The sequence below is a fragment of the Rhodococcus sp. NPDC059179 genome, from assembly GCF_042754885.1.
Classification (GTDB): Bacteria; Actinomycetota; Actinomycetes; order Mycobacteriales; family Mycobacteriaceae; genus Rhodococcus_G.
In genome coordinates, this window is sequence record NZ_JBHZBV010000007.1 from 198,304 (window position 1) to 215,874 (window position 17,571).

18 protein-coding genes are annotated in these 17,571 nt (G+C 70.1%); 8 read left to right on the top strand and 10 right to left on the bottom strand.

Annotated elements, in window-relative coordinates; all coding sequences use genetic code 11:
- Nucleotides 1-16 precede the first annotated feature (16 nt).
- On the bottom strand, nucleotides 17-1,165 hold the full coding sequence (locus ACFXMV_RS16020; protein ID WP_378498331.1) for an acyl-CoA dehydrogenase family protein: 1,149 nt from the start codon (nucleotides 1,163-1,165) through the stop codon (nucleotides 17-19).
- 147 nt (nucleotides 1,166-1,312) lie between these two features.
- Between ACFXMV_RS16020 and ACFXMV_RS16025 the strand changes: the two genes are divergently transcribed.
- The 5 genes from ACFXMV_RS16025 to ACFXMV_RS16045 all read left to right on the top strand — a co-directional run bounded on the left by ACFXMV_RS16025 (nucleotide 1,313) and on the right by ACFXMV_RS16045 (nucleotide 4,610).
- A complete protein-coding gene (locus ACFXMV_RS16025; RefSeq protein ID WP_378498330.1) occupies nucleotides 1,313-1,675 on the top strand; it encodes an SAV_915 family protein in 363 nt (120 codons plus the stop codon).
- Nucleotides 1,672-1,977, top strand: a complete 306-nt coding sequence (locus ACFXMV_RS16030) for a hypothetical protein (protein WP_378503043.1) — start codon at nucleotides 1,672-1,674, stop codon at nucleotides 1,975-1,977. The genes ACFXMV_RS16025 and ACFXMV_RS16030 overlap by 4 nt, the downstream gene beginning before the upstream one ends.
- Nucleotides 1,977-3,113 carry a hypothetical protein gene (locus ACFXMV_RS16035; RefSeq protein WP_378498328.1) on the top strand — a complete coding sequence of 379 codons (1,137 nt, stop codon included), beginning with the start codon at nucleotides 1,977-1,979 and terminating at the stop codon, nucleotides 3,111-3,113. The genes ACFXMV_RS16030 and ACFXMV_RS16035 overlap by 1 nt, the downstream gene beginning before the upstream one ends.
- A 194-nt stretch (nucleotides 3,114-3,307) precedes the next feature.
- Nucleotides 3,308-3,778, top strand: a complete 471-nt coding sequence (locus tag ACFXMV_RS16040; RefSeq protein ID WP_378498327.1) for a hypothetical protein — start codon at nucleotides 3,308-3,310, stop codon at nucleotides 3,776-3,778.
- Nucleotides 3,779-3,824: 46 nt separating this feature from the next.
- Nucleotides 3,825-4,610 carry an enoyl-CoA hydratase/isomerase family protein gene (locus tag ACFXMV_RS16045; RefSeq protein ID WP_378498326.1) on the top strand — a complete coding sequence of 262 codons (786 nt, stop codon included), beginning with the start codon at nucleotides 3,825-3,827 and terminating at the stop codon, nucleotides 4,608-4,610.
- A gap of 15 nt (nucleotides 4,611-4,625) precedes the next feature.
- On the opposite strand, the gene ACFXMV_RS16050 is transcribed toward ACFXMV_RS16045, so the two are convergent.
- Nucleotides 4,626-6,161 carry an FAD-binding protein gene (locus ACFXMV_RS16050; protein ID WP_378503082.1) on the bottom strand — a complete coding sequence of 512 codons (1,536 nt, stop codon included), beginning with the start codon at nucleotides 6,159-6,161 and terminating at the stop codon, nucleotides 4,626-4,628.
- Nucleotides 6,162-6,298: 137 nt separating this feature from the next.
- Here ACFXMV_RS16050 and ACFXMV_RS16055 point away from each other — a divergent pair, with 137 nt between their 5' ends.
- Nucleotides 6,299-7,375, top strand: coding sequence for a dihydrodipicolinate reductase (locus ACFXMV_RS16055; RefSeq protein WP_378498936.1), 1,077 nt, complete (start codon nucleotides 6,299-6,301; stop codon nucleotides 7,373-7,375).
- A 53-nt stretch (nucleotides 7,376-7,428) separates the two neighbouring features.
- Nucleotides 7,429-8,010: a TetR/AcrR family transcriptional regulator gene (locus ACFXMV_RS16060; RefSeq protein ID WP_378498937.1), complete on the top strand. Its 582-nt coding sequence runs from the start codon at nucleotides 7,429-7,431 to the stop codon at nucleotides 8,008-8,010.
- 10 nt (nucleotides 8,011-8,020) lie between these two features.
- On the opposite strand, the gene ACFXMV_RS16065 is transcribed toward ACFXMV_RS16060, so the two are convergent.
- Nucleotides 8,021-10,075, bottom strand: a complete 2,055-nt coding sequence (locus ACFXMV_RS16065; RefSeq protein WP_378498938.1) for a CocE/NonD family hydrolase — start codon at nucleotides 10,073-10,075, stop codon at nucleotides 8,021-8,023.
- A 178-nt stretch (nucleotides 10,076-10,253) separates the two neighbouring features.
- The gene (locus ACFXMV_RS16070; RefSeq protein ID WP_378498939.1) at nucleotides 10,254-10,724 is read right to left on the bottom strand and encodes a MarR family winged helix-turn-helix transcriptional regulator; all 471 of its coding nucleotides are present in this window, start codon (nucleotides 10,722-10,724) and stop codon (nucleotides 10,254-10,256) included.
- An 81-nt stretch (nucleotides 10,725-10,805) separates the two neighbouring features.
- Between ACFXMV_RS16070 and ACFXMV_RS16075 the strand changes: the two genes are divergently transcribed.
- Nucleotides 10,806-11,936 (top strand): epoxide hydrolase family protein, encoded by a 1,131-nt coding sequence (locus ACFXMV_RS16075; protein ID WP_378498940.1) that lies wholly within the window; start codon nucleotides 10,806-10,808, stop codon nucleotides 11,934-11,936.
- 9 nt (nucleotides 11,937-11,945) lie between these two features.
- Here the strand turns inward: ACFXMV_RS16075 and ACFXMV_RS16080 are convergent, their stop codons facing one another.
- The 6 genes from ACFXMV_RS16080 to ACFXMV_RS16105 form a co-directional block, all read right to left on the bottom strand.
- Nucleotides 11,946-12,398, bottom strand: coding sequence for a MaoC/PaaZ C-terminal domain-containing protein (locus ACFXMV_RS16080; RefSeq protein ID WP_378498941.1), 453 nt, complete (start codon nucleotides 12,396-12,398; stop codon nucleotides 11,946-11,948).
- Nucleotides 12,399-12,462: 64 nt separating this feature from the next.
- On the bottom strand, nucleotides 12,463-13,404 hold the full coding sequence (locus ACFXMV_RS16085) for an ABC transporter substrate-binding protein (RefSeq protein WP_378498942.1): 942 nt from the start codon (nucleotides 13,402-13,404) through the stop codon (nucleotides 12,463-12,465).
- A gap of 98 nt (nucleotides 13,405-13,502) precedes the next feature.
- On the bottom strand, nucleotides 13,503-14,210 hold the full coding sequence (locus ACFXMV_RS16090; protein ID WP_378503041.1) for a class II aldolase/adducin family protein: 708 nt from the start codon (nucleotides 14,208-14,210) through the stop codon (nucleotides 13,503-13,505).
- Between the two features lie 27 nt (nucleotides 14,211-14,237).
- Nucleotides 14,238-15,425 (bottom strand): LLM class flavin-dependent oxidoreductase, encoded by a 1,188-nt coding sequence (locus ACFXMV_RS16095; RefSeq protein ID WP_378498943.1) that lies wholly within the window; start codon nucleotides 15,423-15,425, stop codon nucleotides 14,238-14,240.
- On the bottom strand, nucleotides 15,422-16,519 hold the full coding sequence (locus tag ACFXMV_RS16100; protein WP_378498944.1) for an LLM class flavin-dependent oxidoreductase: 1,098 nt from the start codon (nucleotides 16,517-16,519) through the stop codon (nucleotides 15,422-15,424). Before ACFXMV_RS16100 ends, ACFXMV_RS16095 begins: the two co-directional genes overlap by 4 nt.
- Nucleotides 16,516-17,562 carry an ABC transporter substrate-binding protein gene (locus ACFXMV_RS16105; RefSeq protein WP_378498945.1) on the bottom strand — a complete coding sequence of 349 codons (1,047 nt, stop codon included), beginning with the start codon at nucleotides 17,560-17,562 and terminating at the stop codon, nucleotides 16,516-16,518. The genes ACFXMV_RS16100 and ACFXMV_RS16105 overlap by 4 nt, the downstream gene beginning before the upstream one ends.
- Between the last annotated feature and the right edge of the window lie 9 nt (nucleotides 17,563-17,571).

Consider the following 17,571-nt stretch of genomic DNA (forward strand, 5'->3'; position numbering starts at 1 on the left):
GCCAACGAGGTGACGGCTACAGCGATTTCGCGATGATCCCCTTCATCACCTCGTTGGCGCCCGCGTAGATCTTCTGGACGCGGGCGTCCTCATACATCCGCGCGATCAGGTACTCGCGCATGTAGCCGTAGCCGCCGTGCAGCTGGACGCACCGGTCGATCACCGCACACTGCTGCTCGGTGAGCCAGTACTTGACCATCGCCGCCTCGGACGGGTCGAGCTCGCCGCGCAGGTGCGCCTGGACGGCGTGGTCGAGAAACACCTCGCAGGTGCGGGCGATCGTCTGGCACTCGGCGAGCTCGAACGCCGTGTTCTGGAACTCGAAGAGATTGTGCCCGAACGCCTGCCGCGACTTCGTGTACGCGACGGTCTCCTCCACCGCCCGGTTCATCGCGCCCGACGCCTGCGCGCCGATGATCAGGCGCTCCTGCACCAGCTGCGCTATCAGCTGCCCGAAGCCCTGGCCCTCGGCGTCGCCGAGGAGGTTCGACACCGGCACCCGCACGTCGGTGAAGGACAGCTCGGAGGTGTCGGCGCCGTGCTGGCCCACCTTGTCCAGCACCCGCCCGACGACGAACCCGGGGCAGTCGCGCAGGTCGACGATCAGCAGGGACACCCCCTTGGCGCCCGCCTTCGGGTCGGTCTTGACGGCGAGCACGATCACGTCGGCGGAGGATCCGTTGGTGATGAACGTCTTCGAGCCGTTGACCACGTAGTCGTCGCCGTCACGGATGGCGGTGGTCTTGATCGCCTTGAGGTCCGAGCCGGCGCCGGGCTCGGTCATGCCGATGGCGCCGAGGATCTCGCCGGTCGCCATCCCCGGCAGCCACGCCTTCTTCTGTTCCTCGGTGCCGTACTCGGCGATGTAGTGCGGGACGATGCCGCTGTGCACGGCGATCCCGAACGCGAGGTCGCCTGCGTGGCCCTGCGCCTCGAAGACGGCGAGGTCGTGCGCGAACGTGCCGCCACCGCCGCCGTACTCCTCCGGGATGGAGCAGCACAGCAGGCCCAGCTCGCCGGCCTTGAGCCACACGTCGCGGTCGATGCGGTGCTGGGCGTCCCACTTCTCGTTGTGCGCGACCACCTCCCGCTCGAAGAACCCGGCCGCGAGCTCGGACAGGGCGCGGACCTCGTCGTCGTGCCAGGTGGGGAGGTACTTCTTCACGACGCCGACCGCCTTCTCTCCGATGCCCGGACACCGACCGCGCCTGTCGGCCGGTCGCCACTGCTGCCCATGCTAACGATGCGCGTCGTGCTGGTCGCGGAACGACCTGGTCTACCATCGAACGGATCAGATCCGGGGGGGGTTCAGGTGGTCGAGCACACTCATTTCGGCGCGGACGTGCTGTTCGTACCGACCCGTCCACACGACGCGTCCGGTCGGGTCCAACTCGAGCTGCGCACCTTGCCGGACGGCCGTGTGGCACTGCCGGTCTACACGTCGATCCCGAGCCTCGTGCGCTGCTGCGGGCCGCACCAACACTGGGGCGCCCTCGGCGGCAGTGGATTCGACCAGGTGAAGGCCGCGACCGGGTTCGACGTGGCACTGGTCGACGCCAGAATCCCGGACGCACACCGACGGCAACAGCCGGAGCCTGGTCAGGCGGACGATGAGGCTCTTCCTGACTCGTGGCTCGAGTCGGCGTCGGTGTGGGGCGCGGGGGATCTGCGATGAGTTCACCGCTGGAGGTCGACGACCTCTCCCCCGCCGCTCGCTCGCTGGCCTTGGGCGCGAGCGGGCTTCAGGAGTTGGCCGCGCAGGCGCCTGCGCTACCGAATGCGGGCGCGTCCACCTCGTTTGTCGGTGATGTGTTGATGGCCCTGGCCGGAGCGATGTCTCAGGCCGCCGCCGTCGAGGCGAGCGCCGCCGACACCGTGCACGCCAATGCCAGGTCTTACGCCGAGTCGGACGCGAGCGCCGGCCAGGCTATCGGCAAGGCCGGGCAGGCAGTGCCCAATCCGGGCGGAGACCGCTAATGCCGATCTATGTCGAGGTCGATGCGGATCCGCAATCGTGCGCGGCGTGTGTCGATGCGCTGTACGCGCTCGCGAACGGGACCGACGAGGAGGCGCGGACCTTCCTTGACGCGCGTTCGTCCTCGGAGACGAATTGGCGAGGCGACGCGGGCGACGCATTCCGGGACCGGATCACTGCGTTGGAGCGGGTGACCGGCGACCTCGCCGAGCGGGCGCGAGATACCGCCAAGGCGCTGCAGGAGTTCGTCGACGGCATCACCACGGCGAAGGAACGAATGGTGCAGGCAGCCGCCATCGCACTCGAAGCCGGGCTGTATACCGGACCTAATCCGTGCGATCCGACCTGGATCGGCGACCCACAACGTGTCGTGTCGGTCGGGCCGGTCAGCCCCGCAGCTGAGGCGGCCTTTGCGAAGCAGCAGGCCGCATACGCCGAATGCCTCGCGATGGCGGGCGAAGGACGCAGGCTGGAGATGCAGGCGCACGTGGAATTGCGCGAAGCGATGCTGGAGAAGCGAACAGCATTCACAGCGTTCAAGGGCGAATTCCTCGATGAGGCTCCATGGCTGGCGGCGGGGATCAGTACCGGCTACGTGCAGGCCATGGTCGCCAAACAAGCTCCATGGGACGACTTCGCCAGGACGATGACCGCGCAGTCCGAACGGTTTCGGTCTATTGCTGCCGAACCACTTCCGGAATCGTTGCGCCGGTCCGCGATGAATGCCGCCGAACGATTCGGCATGGGTGCCGACGACGCGGTGAGGGCGGCCTCGAACACGCCGTACAACCGGCTTCTCCCCGGCGGAGTGGAAAAGCCACACTGGCGGGCGCTCGCGAAACCAGTCGTCGCCGAGGGCGGGACCACGGCATTGTCGAAGATTGGATCGAAGATCCCCATTGCCGGTGGACTTGTGACGGTCGTCCAAACCGGGCTCGAAGTGGCCGATGCCGACGACAAGGGCGACGCTGCCTTATCCGTGGGCAAGAACGTCGCGGGCTTCGCCGCGGGAACCGTGGCCACCGAACTGATGATGGCGAGCGCGGCGGGTGGGCCCGCAACGGTCGCAGTCGTCGTAGGCGGTGTCTTCATTGGCTGGGGAGTCAGCGAGGCCATCGAATGGGCGGGCGGCGAATAATGGGACGTCACGATGGGCAGTCCGTGAACCCTCTTACCGGTCCTTCCCCGATTCCGGACAAGCTGACCGGTTTGCCGAGGCCGCCACGAGCACCGCGCGAATGGCGAGGTCACACACCGACACCCCACGGCCGCGAGCCAAAGAACCCGCCAGCTGGCCCCTCTGAACTTGGACCGCCGTTGGAATGGAACCAGATGTCAAAGTCGGACACCTGGAAAGCGATCGGTGCGCTTCTGCTGGTGTTGGTTGCCTTCCTGGTACTCAAGCGCGGCCTCGACTGGCTGGGCTACTGGTGGGTTTGGGTTGTGTTCGCCGCGACCGTGCTGTGGGGATTATGGACCTTTCGCCACGGCGACTGGCTGGCCGCAGGCTCGACCTGGGTGCAGCAGAACAGAAACTGGGTCAACACCTACGAGCTCACCCAGATCCGATTCACCGTCAGCGGTCTGAACCGCGCTCTGATCCTGACCGATTCGTCCGGCCAAAACATTCATGGACTGGTGATCCGCAGCGTGCAATCCAACCAACCGATGTGGGATCTCGTCTACAACGGCATCCTCCATTCTGTCGCGTCGGGAAACTGCGACATCTCGGACAAGGCGCGTTCCGTCCTCAAGGTGCCCGCCGACCTGGGCAAGCCCCAGGCCGACGACCGCCCGGGATAAGAGCGAACCCATCCCCCGAAACTGCAACACGTTCTAGCATTCGTCCATGAGCCTCCTCATCACCGACGACAAGCGCGTCCGCACGATCACCCTGAACCGGCCCGACGCGCTGAACGCCTTCGACGAGGCGCTCTACGACGCCACCACCGAGGCGCTGCGCGCGGCCGCCGAGGACCCGGGCGTCGCGGTGGTGCTGCTCACCGGGAGCGGGCGGGCGTTCAGCGCAGGCACGGACCTGCGCGAGATGCACGCCCGCACCACCGATCCCGACTTCCGGCCGGGCAAGCACGGATTCCCCGGGCTGCTCGATGCGCTGGTGGAGTTCCCCAAGCCGCTGATCTGCGCCGTCAACGGGATCGGGCTCGGCATCGGCGCGACCGTGCTCGGCTTCGCGGACCTGGCCTTCATGTCGAGCACCGCCAGGCTCAAGTGCCCGTTCACCGGCCTGGGCGTCGCGCCCGAGGCGGCATCGAGCTACCTGCTGCCCAAGCTGGTCGGCAGGCAGAACGCGGCCTGGCTGCTGATGTCCTCGGAGTGGATCGACGCCGCGCAGGCCAAGGAGATGGGGCTGGTCTGGCGGGTCTGCGAGCCGGACGACCTGATGGACGCGGCCCGCGCGCACGCCGAAGTGCTTGCCGCCAAGCCGATCTCCAGCCTGATCGCGGTCAAGCGCACGATGACCGAGCCGCTGCGGGCCGAGATCGACGCCGCGCGCGAGCGCGAGAACGCCTGCTTCCGCGAGCTGATGGGCGGCCCGGCCAACATCGAGGCCCTCACCGCGTTCGCGCAGGGCCGTCAGCCGGACTTCACGGCCCTGCCGGCCGGCTGGTAGTCGCTACCGGCGAGCTCAGTCCCCCGCCGCCATGTCCAGCGCCGCGAGGTGACTGAACAGCATGCTCGCGCCGATCGGGTTGCCGCCGCCGGGATACACCGTGCCGCTGGCCGCCGCCATCGTGTTGCCCGCCGCGTAGAGGCCGCGGATCGGCACCCCGGCGGTGTCGAGCACCCGCGCGGACACGTCGGTGCGCAGCCCGCCCTTGGTGCCGAGGTCCGAGATGCCGAACGCGGCCGCGTGGAACGGGCCCTGCGCGATCGGTGCCAGCGGGGAGCCCCCGCCGGAGAACGCCCGGTCGTACGGCTCGTCGCCGCGACCGAAGTCCTCGTCGACGCCGGTCGCGGCGAACCCGTTGAACCGCTCGACCGTCGCCACCAGCGCGTCGGCAGGCACCCCGATCTGCTCGGCCAGTTCCTCGAGGGTGTCGGCGGTCTTCCACAGCCCGGCCTCGACGTATTCCTCGGTCGGGGCCAGCGGCACGTTGGTGGCGCGCACCGGCGGCACCTCGCCCTCCCGGTCGTCGTAGATCATCCAGTAGGGCAACGTGACTCCGCCGCCGTCCATGTGCGCGATGACGTCGCGGCCGAGGCGGTCGTAGGGCGCGGACTCGTTGACGAAACGGTTGCCGGCGTCGTCGACGAAGATGCCCCCGGTGAACCACAGCGCGAACGCGGAGGCCCCGTCGGGATGGGTCAGACCCGGCGACCACCAGGCCTGGTCCATCAGGTCGGTGTCGGCGCCGATCGCGATGCCGGCCCGATGGGCCTTGCCGAGGTTGCCCCAGGGCCCCATGGTGTCCCGGACCTCGCCCGGCACACCGAACTCGGCGCGCAGCTCCTCGTTGCGCTCGAAACCGCCTGCCGCCAGCAGCACCCCCTTGCGGGTCCGGATCGCGCTGCGTTCGCCGTCGCGTTCGACGATCGCGCCGACCACCGCGCCGTCCTCGACGACGAGCTCCTCGAGCGAGGTTCCCAGGCGCAGTGAGGCGTTCGGGAACTCCGAGAGTGCGATGAGGAACCGTCCGATCAGCGCCTGCCCGCCGACCAGATACGGCGGCAGCTCCTCGCCGGGCCGGTCGGCGCCGAGCGGCGGCCGCAGCGAGTCGCGCAGCGCGCCCAGCTTGGCGGCGCGGGTCGGCTTCGGCACGATGTGCCTGCCGGTGGCGCTCGCCTTGGCGGCCTTACCGAAGTAGTCCGGCCACGGCAGCACCTGGAACACGAAGTGCTCGTCGGCCTCGAGGTAGTCGATCAGCGGGGCGCCGCCGCGGACGTACGCCTCCTGCAGCTCCGTCGGGCTGCGGTCGCCGACAACCTCGCGGAAGTAGGTGAGCGCGTCCTCGACGGTGTCCTCGTCGCCCGCGCGCCGCAGCACCGCGTTGCCCGGGAACCACATCCCGCCGCCGCCGGACAGGGACGTGGTGCCGCCGAACTTGTCGGTGGCCTCGATCAGCGTGACCGAAAGCCCCTCGCGCGCCGCGGTGTAGGCGCCGGCGCAGCCGCCGCCGGACCCGACCACCAGGACGTCGCACTCCTCGTTCCAGTCCACCACGTCGACCACCCTTCCCTCCGCACAGGTTCCACCTTCTGACCCTGCAATTCCCTCCCGCAAATACTAGAACGCGTTCTAGTATTTGGGAGAGCTTTGGGAGAGGCAGCGAACCGGCCGCGGACGGCGTTAGGGGAAAAATGGCGTACCGAGTGATCCAGTGGGCGACCGGCGGCGTCGGCCGGGCCGCGATCGAGGGCGTGCTGCGCCACCCCGAACTGGAACTGGTCGGCTGCTGGGTGCACTCCGCGGACAAGAGCGGACGCGACGTCGGCGAGATCATCGGGGCCGACCCGACCGGGGTCATCGCCACCGACGACGCCGAGGCCGTCTACGCCCTCGACGCCGACTGCGTGGTCTACGCGCCGCTGATGCCGAACAAGGAGGAGGTCGCGCGCCTGCTCGGGTCGGGCAAGAACGTGGTGACCCCACTCGGCTGGTTCCGCCCCACCGACCGCGACGCCAAGATGGAGGCGACCGCACGGGAGGCCGGGGTGACCCTGCACGGCACCGGCATCGATCCGGGCGGCATCACCGACCTCTTCCCGCTGGCGCTGTCGGTGATGACCTCCGCCGCGACCTTCGTGCGCGCCGAGGAGTTCTCCGACATGCGCGGCTACAACGCACCCGACGTGCTGCGCTGGGTCATGTGTTTCGGCGCGACCCCGGAGGAGGCCGGGTCCGGACCCATGCTCAAGCTGCTGACCGGCGGCTTCACCCAGTCGCTGCGGCTGATCCTCGACGGCATGGGCTTCGACCCGGCGGCCGAGATCCGCACCGCCCAGGAGGTCGCGGTCGCCACCGCCCCCATCGACACCCCGATGGGCGTCATCGAGCCCGGACTCGTTGCCGCGCAGCGCTTCCAATGGGACGCGGTGATCGGCGACACGACCGTCGCCCGCGTCGCGGTCAATTGGCTGATGGGCGAGGAGAACCTCGACCCGGACTGGACCCTCGGCCCGGCGGGGGAACGGTTCGAGGTGGAGATCAAGGGCGACCCCGACCAACTGGTCACCTTCAAGGGATTTCAGGCCGCGCGGCCCGAGGACGGCTGGGACCGCAACCCGGGCATCGTGGCGACCGCCAACCACTGCGTGAACTCGATCCCGTACGTCTGCCGGGCCGAGCCCGGGATCAAAGGCTACCTCGACCTGCCGCTGATGGCCGGCCGCGCGCACCCCGACCTGGCCGCGAAGGGCGATTCGGCGCGCGACTGAACCCGGCAAGCCCGCTTTGCCCGGATCGGGCCGCTCCCGTAGTGTCTGGACATGTGTCTAGTGAAGCCAAGTTCGAATCCACCCGCCGACGCCTGACGCCGCAACAGGCCGAAACCGTCGACCGACTGACGGCGGCCGCGGTCACGGTTCTTCGCGCGCAAGGGTTCTCGGGCCTCACCGTCCGCATGGTGGCGACGGAGGCCGGCGTCGCCGCGGCCACCGCGTACACCTACTTCTCGTCGAAGAGTCACCTCGTCGCGGAGGTGTTCTGGCGGCGCCTGAACGCGGTGCCGAGGGAGGTGCCCACCGACCTCGACCCGGTCACGCGGGTCTGCCGCGTCCTGCGGGACGTCGCACTGCTGGTCTCCGACGAGCCGGCCCTGGCCGCGGCGGTCACCACGGCGATCCTGGGCGACGATCCCGACGTCGAGCACCTGCGGCTCCGCATCGGCAAGGACGTCCGCGGCCGCCTGGTGGCGGCGCTCGGCCCCCGGCACGACGCGGACGTGCTCGACGCGCTCGAGATCGCGTGGTCGGGCGCGCTCGTCCGGGCCGGCATGGGCTACGAGTCCTACGCGCAGATCGCCGATCGCCTCGAGACCACCGCCAAGCTGATCATGGCGGGGCAGCAGTAGCGCCCCGCCGCTACCAGGCCTTCGCCCCGACCAGCGGCAGGTTCACGAAGCTGGGCCGGTCCGGCGACAGCTGCACGTGCTGCGGCCTGTTCTGCCCGTCGGCGAGCACCGGCCCGAGCGGAAGGTACCGGGGGACGCTGGCGGCGTAGACGTCCACCCGCAGCCGGTGCCCCGGCTTCAGCACCGCGTCGGTGGGCACGAGGTTGATGTCCACGGGCGTCACCTGGCCCGGGACGACGGGCTTGCGCGCGGAGATCGTCAGCCTGTGGTGCGGTTCGGTGTAATCCCCGTTCGCCGACTTCAGGCTCAGCGCGTCGTCGACCTCGCGCAGCGACGCGGTGAGCGCACCGTTGGTGAGGGTGGTCGAGGTGCCGTCGGGCGCAACGTCGTTGAGGGTGACCGCCCAGAAGCCGTCGAGCGCGTCGAGGACCGTCTCGAGGTGCAGGTTCACCGGACCGGACAGCTCGGTCGATTCCGCGACCGGTGCGCTGGTGAAGGCGAGCCCCTCGGCCTCCTGGAACCGGGAGTCCTTGCTGCACACCGAGCCGAGGATCACGGTCAGGCCCGCGGTCCCCTGCGCTCCGTCGCGGGAGCAGAACCCGCGCAGTCCCGGTGCGGCCGTGAGCCGCGCCGAGCCCTGCGGCTTGCCTGCGACGAGGCTGCCGTCACGCGCGGCGTGGCCGGCGGTGCCGCTCGGGGCGTCCGAGAGGTACATCCGCTGGTACTCGACTCCCGCCCGCGGGAACTGGTCGGTCGTCGTCCAGCCGTTGCCCTGCTGGTACAGGGTGACCGGGCCGTAGCCGTCGATGCCGTTGTCGATTCCCTTGAGCCACTTGTCGAACCAGGCCCGCTCGAGCACGTCGAGTCGTGGCGGCGCGCCCTCGTCGCCGAACCCGCCGCCGAAGGTGACGTGGTAGTTGTCGCTCATGATCAGCTGCTTCTGACCGGCCGGGAGGGGGATCGCGTTGTAGATGCGGGGCTCGCTGTTGGCGAAGATGTCGTGCCAGGCGCCGTAGAGCATGGTGGGCACCGTGATGTTCTCCACCCTCGCCCGCTTCTCCTGGTAGAAGGCGCCGTCCTGGGCGACGAGCATGGTGGCGGGATCGATACCGCTGACACTCGGGGCGGTCACCGCCTCGCCGAGTTCGGCGATCAGCGTCAGGGGGTCGCGCAGTCGGTCCTGCAGCCACTGCTGATCGAACCGTCCCTGCGCGAGGGACTGCACGTCGGGAATGAGCTTGGTCCCGTTGACCAACGCGAGCCACAGCGGCATGAAGCCGACGCCGAGTCCGCCTCCGGTGCCGACGATGTCGCGGATCAGGTCGTTGCCCGGCTCGGTCGGGAAGATCGCCTTCAGCGCGGGCGGCTGATGCCCGGCGGCCTGCAGTGAGTTGATCCCGGAATAGGACACCCCCGCCATGCCGACCTTGCCGTTCGACCACTGCTGCTTGCTCATCCAGTCGATGATCTCGACGGAATCCTGCTGTTCGCGGGGGCCGAGCGTCTGCCACTCCCCCTGGGAGAATCCGGTGCCGCGGGTGTCGACGACCACCTGGGTGTAGCCGCTGCGGACGAGCTCCCGATTCAGGGCGAACACACGCATTCCGCCGCCGGTGAGCACCTTCGCGGTCTCGCCGACCCCGTCGAACGGGGTACCCGCGAGGTCGTAGCTGTTGACCAGGTCGACCAGGGTGTCCTCGAGCCCGGGGACGGCGATCATGGAATCGACGACGTTGCTGACCAGCTTGGTGTACGGCGTCACGTTCAGGACCGACGGCAACTTGGTGTCGATCGGCTTGCCCGAGGCGTCGGCGGGGCGGTAGACGTTGCCCTTGAGCACGGTCCCGTCGCTCATCGTGATCGGCACGTCCCAGTCGATGGCGACGACCGGGTACTTCGGCGGTGCGTCGGCCGTGGCCAGCCACCGCGCGCCGTCCGCTCCCCCGGTCGGGTCGGCCGATGCCGTGACCGCGGGCACGGCAGCGAGACCGATCGCCAGCGCCCCTGCCAGGGCCAGGGTTCCGGTCCGGGACAGCGACCCCCGTCGAAGTATCCGTCTGCGCATGACTACTCGAACCCCCCGTGGATTCTACGGTGACGCTGGAATCGCCCAGGTGGCCGACGTCACAAACCTACTGGATAGTAACCATGCGGATACCCGCCGTCAAGGCTGAGTTCAACCTCGGTTCGCCACCATCAGAAGCGTCGATTTCCCTTATGCCAGACGGCAATTCGCGCACCCACTAGGCCCAACCAGCGCCGCGCCGCTCGGCATGATGCTCGACCACCCGCCCGACGAGCGCGATCAACTGCTCGCGCTCGCCCGCGTCGAGCGGCGCGAGCAGATCGCCCTGGGCCTCGGCCGCGAGGGCCCGCAGCCGCTGCAGGCGCCGGGCCCCCTCGGCGGTGATGGTGACGACGTTCCGCCGTCTGTCCACCGGGTCCGGCTCGCGTGCGAGGTAGCCGCTCTCGTCGAGTTCGCCGACGACGGACGCGACGTCGCTGCGGTCGAGGTGGCAGCGCCGGCCCAGCGACGCCTGACTGAGCGGACCGTACTCGGCGAGCGCGGACAGCACCGAATAGTGCCGCCGGTGCGCCCCGGCCTCGGCCATTCGCTCGTTGAGCAGCCGTTGCGCGTGGATGCCCGCCTGGCTGACGAGCCAGCTCGGCGAGCGACGCAGTGCGGACGGCGGGCCGTCATCGGTGGACTCCATACCCGACACCCTAGTAACCGTTGGCGACGCCAACAAGTTCTGGTACCGTTGGCGTCACCAACGATATTCAGAGAGGTTGCCATGTCCGCCACGACCATCAGCCCGTACCGACTCGACATCCCGCAGACCGCGCTCGACGATCTCCGCGACCGACTGGCCCGCACCCGCTGGCCCGACGAACCGGACGGCGCCGGCTGGGACTACGGCATCCCGCTCGAGCGGATGCGCGCGCTCGCCGACTACTGGCGCGACGGATACGACTGGCGCGCCCACGAGGCCGCCATCAACCGTCATCCGCAGTTCGTCACCGAGATCGACGGCGCCACCGTGCACTTCCTGCACGTCCGCTCCCCCGAACCCGACGCGACGCCGCTGCTCCTGACCCACGGCTGGCCGGGCTCGTTCATCGAGTTCCTCGACGTCGTCGGCCCGCTGTCGGACCCGAGGGCGCACGGCGGCGATCCCGCGGACGCCTTCCACCTGGTGATCCCGTCGATCCCCGGCTTCGGCCCGTCGGGGCCGACCCGCGACCGGGGCTGGGACACCGCCCGCGTCGCCCGCGCCTTCGCCGAGCTGATGAGCCGGCTCGGCTACGAGCGGTACGGCGCGCAGGGCGGCGACTGGGGCTCGGGCGTCGCCCGGCTGCTCGCGGTCGCGGCCCCGGAGAGCGTGATCGGCGTGCACGTCAACTACCTGCCGCACGGGCCGGCCGAGACCGACGGGCTCTCCGCCGACGATGCCGCCCGGGTCGAGGTGATCCGGAACTTCCTCGCCAACACACCCGGCTACATGCGGATGCAGGCCACCCGCCCGCAGACCATCGCCTACTCCCTCACGGATTCGCCGACCGGGCAGCTGGCCTGGATCGCCGACAAGGTCCGGGAGTGGACCGACCCGGCGCACCCGCTCCCGGACGACACGCTGCTCACCAACGTGTCGCTGCACTGGTTCTTCGGCACCGCGGGATCCTCGGCGCGGCTGACGTTCGAGTCGGGCGGCCCGCGCGCCGGCGGACCGACCGGCGTCGCACCGCTGGGGATGGCGGTGTTCGCCCACGACATCGTCCGGCCGGTCCGCAGCATCTCGGAGAAGGCGAACCCGACGCTGGTGCACTGGAGCGAGTTCGACGATGGCGGGCACTTCGCGGCGCTGGAGGTGCCGGACCTGCTGGTGGGCGACGTGCGGGCGTTTTTCCGGGGGCTACGCGGATAGCAGGGCGGGTCAGGGCCGGCGGTGCAGGTACACCTCGGTGAGCAGGCTGAAGACCGCCCGGCCCTGCGTGTCCGCCAGCTGGCCGGTCGTGGTGACCAGTCCGCGGCCACGGTCGTCCAGCTCGACGTCGTCGATCACCATCAGCCCGGTCAGCACGTCGCCGGGCCGCACGGGTCGAATGAACCGGACGTCGCGCAGCCCACGCGCACCGATCACGCTCCAGTGCCGATAGGCGCCGAGCACAGCGAGCCGCTGGAAGACGGCCATCGTGTGCACACCGCTGGCAATGAGTCCGCCGAAGTAGCCCTGCGCGGCCGCCTCCGCGTCGAGATGGGAGTCCTGCGGATCCCACGCGGTCGAGAAGTCGACCATCTCGGCCTCGCTGACGGTGTGCGAGCCCAGGTCGATGACGTCGCCGACCATCAGGTCCTCGGCGTACTTCACCTCATCCATGAGGTCCATCGTGCCAGGACACTGCCCGGATCGAGGCGACGAGCTCGGTGGAGCCCACCGGCCGGGTTTGGTGTCAGACACTTGCGCCTGACCGGGCGGACTCCACCGCCTCGCCGATCCACGGCACCATCGCCGCGCGCACGTCGACCGACCTCGGCAGCAATCCGTTGGCCGCCAGCACATCTGCGGTGTGCTGCTGCTCATCGAGAAACTCCTCGGACACCGGGTTCACGCCCCACGGGCGGCCCCGCAGCGCGCTCTCCCAGCGGTCCAGGTCGGCCTGGCCACCACGGGCGTCGTCGACGAAGTACTGCGCGGCCGCGCGCGGATTGGCCTCGATCCATGCGTCGGACTCCTGCAGCGCCGCGATGACGGCCTCGAGCGCCCCGCGGTTGCTCTCCGCGAACTCACGGCTGGTGAACCACAGCGACGGGTGGCTGAACAGGGACTCGGTGTCCACCAGCGTGCGCAGGTCGTGGTCGTTCTCGATGGCGTCGAGCCCCGGGTACGACCCGACCCACGCGTCCAGCTCGCCCGCCAGCAGCGCGGCGCCGCCCTCCTGCACGCCGGTGTCGACGGGCTCGACGTCTGCCCACGTCAGGCCAACCTTGTCGAGGGCGAGCAGCAGCAGGCTGGTCTGCCAGGAACCGTGCGCGATGCCGACGCGCTTGCCACTGAGGTCGGCCGCGGTCTCGATGCCGGAGTCGGCGAGGGTGACCAGGCGCCCGTTCTCGATGCGTGGGCCCGAAATGCCGATGTACACCACGTCGCGCCCCTTGGCGAGCGCGGTCAGCGGCGGGGTGAAGCCGGTACCGATGACGTCGTAGCCGCCCTCGGTGAACAGCCAGTCGGAGTGCAGGCTCGGAAGCCCCGTCTTGACGTCCACCGGCTCGGCCTCCGGAAGGGCGCGCAGGTCAACCCATTCGACGTCGGGCAGGGCGCGCTCGAGGATGCCGAGGTGACGAAGGACGAACAGGGAGTTGTTGTGCGGGAAGTAGCCGACGCGAATGGTCATGGGAGTTCTCCTTGAGATGTTGGGGGACAGGCGCTTCGCACCTGTGAGTCCTTTTGGTCCCCACTCGGGCCAAAAGGACTCACGGGTGGCGGAGCCGCCTAGACCAGGCCGCGGCGGCGGGCCTCGTCGACGAGTCCGCTGCGGGACCACTGCGCGACGAGGTTGGTCTTGTCGAATTCGACGGTGCCGCCGACGGATTCGCCGATGGCCTGGTACTGGGCGCCCTCCTCCAGCAGCACCACGAACTTGGCCAGCTCGAGCAGGCCGGCGCGGCCGATTACGTTGACGCCGCCGTTGGCCTCGAAGATCGCGACCAGGTCCGGGTCGCGGACCAGCTGCTCGAGGATGAAGTCGCCCGCGCCGATGCTGCGGTCGATGTGCGGCGGGATCTCTCGGGAGAGGGTCAGCCGCTGCGAGGCCGCGTATCGGATCGGCAGGCTCTTGTGGGTCTGCGCGAAGCCGCCGAGCCACGGGGTGTGCACGTGCACGACGGAGGTGATCTCCTGGTGCTCGCGGAACACCTTGGCGTAGCCGGTGACGAAGCCGGCGGAGCCGCGGCCGGCGAGCACCTCGCCGTCGAAGGTGGCGACGACCGGCTCGATGGTGCGGTCGTCGGCCCACGGCCCGGGCTCGTTGAGGGCGACGGCGATCTCCTCGCCTGGCACCCGCTCGACGAAGTTGACGGTGCCGTTGGCCGAGACGGTGCCGGTTTCGCGGAAGACGCGGAACGCCTTCTCAGCGTCGCGGGTGGCGTTCGCCACGAAGGTGGTGATGGTGTCGGTGATGCGGGATTCGGTGGTGGTCATCGGTTTCTCCTGGTCGAGTAGGGGTTGTCAGGGAATGAGGAGCCGTGAGTCCTTCTGGCCCCTCTGGACACCGGAAGTGCTCACGGGCGACGGAGTCGCCTGCAGCAGCGGGAGAACCTCCTCGCCGACGCGGTAGGCCTCCTCGAGGTGCGGGTTGCCGGCGAGGATGAAGGCATCGACGCCGAGGGCGCGCAGCTCGTCGAGGCGCTGTGCGACCTGCTCGTAGCTGCCGACGAGACCGAACGCTGGACCGCCGCGGATCAGGCTGAACCCCGCCCAGACGTTCGGCTGCACCTCGAGATCGCGGTAGCCGGTGATGGTCTCGGGCACCCAGCCCTTGATCCGGGCAGCGCCGACCGAGTCGCCCTGGGCGGCGCGGTTCGCGGCATCGCGGTCCACGAACGTCCAGCCCTTCTCGATCTCGGCCCAGGCCGCCTCCTCGGTGTGCCGGGCGACGATGTCGATGCGCACCGCGAACTTCGGTGTGCGACCCAGCTTCTCAGCGTGCGCGCGCACGCCGTCGAATTTGGCCCGCAGGTCGCCGAAGGGCTCGAGCCAGGACAGGTAGTAGTCCGAGTGCAGCCCGGCGGCGCCGACCGCGGCGGCCGAGGAACCGGAGAAGTAGACCTCCGGGAACGGCTGGCCCGCGAGCCCGGGCGGCAGTGCGGCCCCCGCGGTCTGGAAGAACCGGCCGTCATGGTCGTACGGCTCGCCGTCCCAGACGCCGCGCAGTACATCGAGGAACTCGCTCGTGCGCGCGTACCGGTCGTCGTGGTTCACCTTGTCGCCCCACCACAGCTGCGCCGGTCCCCCGCCGCCGCTGATGATGTTGTAGACCAGCCGGCCGCCGGTGGCCCGCTGCAGGCTCGCCGACATCCGCGCCGCCTGCACGGGATGCAGGAACCCGGGCTGGAAGGCCACCATGAACTTGTAGGTGGTGGTCTCGCGGGCCAGCGCCGCGGCCACCGCCCACGGGTCCTCGGTGACCGGGAACGACGGCAGCAGCCCGCCGAGGAATCCGGCCGACTCCGACGCCTTCGCGACCGCCGCGATGTGGTCGATGTAGCCGTAGCCGTCGAGCTCGCCGCCGCGGATCGCGGGCGCGATGTTGCCGGGGCCGTACCCGTTCGCGTTGCCCCGGTTGTAGCGACGCGGGGTGCGCAGCGACGCGTGGTCGCCCTCCATCCCGATTCGCCAGTAGAAGTCGATGCTCATGCGGTGGCCTCCTGTGCCAACGTGCGCCCGGCCGGGTCGACCAGGTGCAGCAGGTGCTCGCCTGCGCGGTGCAGTTCCTCGATGTGCGGCCGTCCGTCCAGCACAAAGCTGTCGACGCCGACGTCGACGTACTCCGAAAGCCGCTGCGCCACCTGCTCGTAGCTGCCGACCAGACCGATCGGCTGCTGGTAGCCGATCTCGGTGAAGCCGGCCCACCGCCCGGCGCCGAGGTCCAGCGACCGCGCACCGGCACCGCCGGAATGGACTTCCCGCCACTGCCGTTCGACTCGCGCCCAGGCCTCGGCCTCGCTCTCGCGGGCGATGATGGGCAGCTCCAGCCCGGCGCGGACCGCGCGGCCCTGCTCCTGCGAGCGACGCCGCAGTTCACTCACGGATGCCGCGATTCCGTCGACGGACTCCTCGAACAGGTGCACGTCGCCGTGCCGCGCGGACAGCTCCAGCGCCTCGTCCGAGGCCCCGGCCAGGTACACCGTCGGGAACGGCAACCCGGACAGGATGCCGCGGAATCCGCCGCCGACGACGTCGAAGTACTCGCCGTCGAAGTCGAACCCGGTCCCCGCGAAGCCGCCCCCGGCGACCGGGCTCTCGTTCCACACGCCGCGCGCGACGGTGAGGAACTCCGCCGCCCGGGCGTACCGGTCGACGCCGGTGACCCGGTCGCCGCGGGCCCGGGCATCCGCCTCGTCGGTCTCCACCCGGATCCGCCAGGACAGCCGGCCCTTCGCCAGCCGCTGCAGCGTCGCGGAGACCTTCGCCGCGTACACCGGGGTGCCGAAGGACGGGTGGAACTCGACGATCACCGTCGAGTGCCGGGTGTCCCGCAGCGCGCCGCCGCCGACGATCCACGACTCCTCGCCGAGCGGGTCGTACGGCGCGAGCACCCCGTCGAGCCCGGCCAGCTCGGCCGCGAGCACCACCTGGCCGAGGTCGTCGAAGGGCCCGAAGTTGCCGGGGCGCAGGTCCGTTGCGGCGGTGGGCACCTGCGGCCCGCCGAAGCCGCCGCGGTTGCGCGAGTCCGGCGTCGCGTGCCTGCCGTCCCCGCGGGAGGGCAGTCGCCAGTGAAACTCGGTCATGACGGCACCTTTCCGGCGGCCACCAGCTCGAGTGCCTGCTCGAGCGGCTCACGGGCAACCCAGGATTCGAGGTCGAAGTCGGCGCCGAGGAAGCCGTGCGTGAGCAGGAACTGCTTCTGGATCCCGATCAGCTCGACCCGCTCGTCGGACAGCGACGGGTGCAGGTCCTGGTGGAAGCCCTCCTTGTAGGCGGCGACCACTCCCTCCGGGCCGGACAGGGTTTCGCGGGCGAGCACCTCCCGGACGCGGTCCAGGTTGTCGGCGGCCCAGTCCGCGGCGCGCAGGCTCTGCGCGAGGAAGCCGACGACCAGCTCGGGCCGGGACTCGAGCAGGTCGGCGTGCACGGTGATGGGGCGCGGGGTGCCGTTGTTGACGCGCAGCCGCTTCGCCTCGGTGGCGTCGAGGTCCACCGCGACCCGCAGGCCGTGCTCGCGGGCCACCTCCTGCGCACGGGCGCCCTTGACGTAGATGGCGTCCACGTCGCCGCGCAGCAACTCCTCGACACCCCAGGTGGTGGCGCGACGCGAGGACTGGATCTCGGTGCGCACCTGCGGGTTCCGTTCTACCGCCACCTCGACGGCGATGACGTCAGCGAGGGTCAACCCGCCGAGGCGCAGGGCGTTCGCGAAACCGTGCAGGGCCATGGCGCGCGGGAAGCTGCGCGCCTGGTCCTCCGCCCAGGCCGGGACCGCGATGCGCAGCCCCGCGAGGTCGGCGGGGCCGGCGACCGCCGACGCCGGTCCGACCAGGATGGCCTGCGACTCGTCGATCCAGGTGAGCCCGATCAGCCGGGTCGGCGAGCCCTGGGCACGGGCCGCGATCGCGGGGACGTTCCCGCCCTCGCGGACCAGGCCGAGCAGCTGGTGGTCGAAGTGCCGGACGGCGAGCTCGGGGCCCGCGTCCTGCAGCACGCCCAGGCTCACGCCCGCGTCGGCCGCGGTCTCGCCAAGCCAGCCAAGGCTGTGCGCGAGGCCGCTCGCGGTGGGCACGGGGCAGCGGGTGTACCAGAGGGTGTCGAGGGCGGTAGCGGATACTGCGGTCATCGGGTACTC

Excerpts from the sequence above, each read along its gene's own strand:
- ACFXMV_RS16040 (WP_378498327.1), top strand. The coding sequence starts at position 3,308 with ATGTCAAAGTCGGACACCTGGAAAGCGATCGGTGCGCTTCTGCTGGTG.
- ACFXMV_RS16095 (WP_378498943.1), bottom strand. The coding sequence starts at position 15,425 with ATGAGCATCGACTTCTACTGGCGAATCGGGATGGAGGGCGACCACGCG.
- ACFXMV_RS16045 (WP_378498326.1), top strand. The coding sequence starts at position 3,825 with ATGAGCCTCCTCATCACCGACGACAAGCGCGTCCGCACGATCACCCTG.
- ACFXMV_RS16075 (WP_378498940.1), top strand. The coding sequence starts at position 10,806 with ATGTCCGCCACGACCATCAGCCCGTACCGACTCGACATCCCGCAGACC.
- ACFXMV_RS16070 (WP_378498939.1), bottom strand. The coding sequence starts at position 10,724 with ATGGAGTCCACCGATGACGGCCCGCCGTCCGCACTGCGTCGCTCGCCG.
- ACFXMV_RS16080 (WP_378498941.1), bottom strand. The coding sequence starts at position 12,398 with ATGGACCTCATGGATGAGGTGAAGTACGCCGAGGACCTGATGGTCGGC.
- ACFXMV_RS16065 (WP_378498938.1), bottom strand. The coding sequence starts at position 10,075 with ATGCGCAGACGGATACTTCGACGGGGGTCGCTGTCCCGGACCGGAACC.
- ACFXMV_RS16090 (WP_378503041.1), bottom strand. The coding sequence starts at position 14,210 with ATGACCACCACCGAATCCCGCATCACCGACACCATCACCACCTTCGTG.
- ACFXMV_RS16030 (WP_378503043.1), top strand. The coding sequence starts at position 1,672 with ATGAGTTCACCGCTGGAGGTCGACGACCTCTCCCCCGCCGCTCGCTCG.
- ACFXMV_RS16085 (WP_378498942.1), bottom strand. The coding sequence starts at position 13,404 with ATGACCATTCGCGTCGGCTACTTCCCGCACAACAACTCCCTGTTCGTC.
- ACFXMV_RS16055 (WP_378498936.1), top strand. The coding sequence starts at position 6,299 with ATGGCGTACCGAGTGATCCAGTGGGCGACCGGCGGCGTCGGCCGGGCC.
- ACFXMV_RS16100 (WP_378498944.1), bottom strand. The coding sequence starts at position 16,519 with ATGACCGAGTTTCACTGGCGACTGCCCTCCCGCGGGGACGGCAGGCAC.
- ACFXMV_RS16105 (WP_378498945.1), bottom strand. The coding sequence starts at position 17,562 with ATGACCGCAGTATCCGCTACCGCCCTCGACACCCTCTGGTACACCCGC.
- ACFXMV_RS16035 (WP_378498328.1), top strand. The coding sequence starts at position 1,977 with ATGCCGATCTATGTCGAGGTCGATGCGGATCCGCAATCGTGCGCGGCG.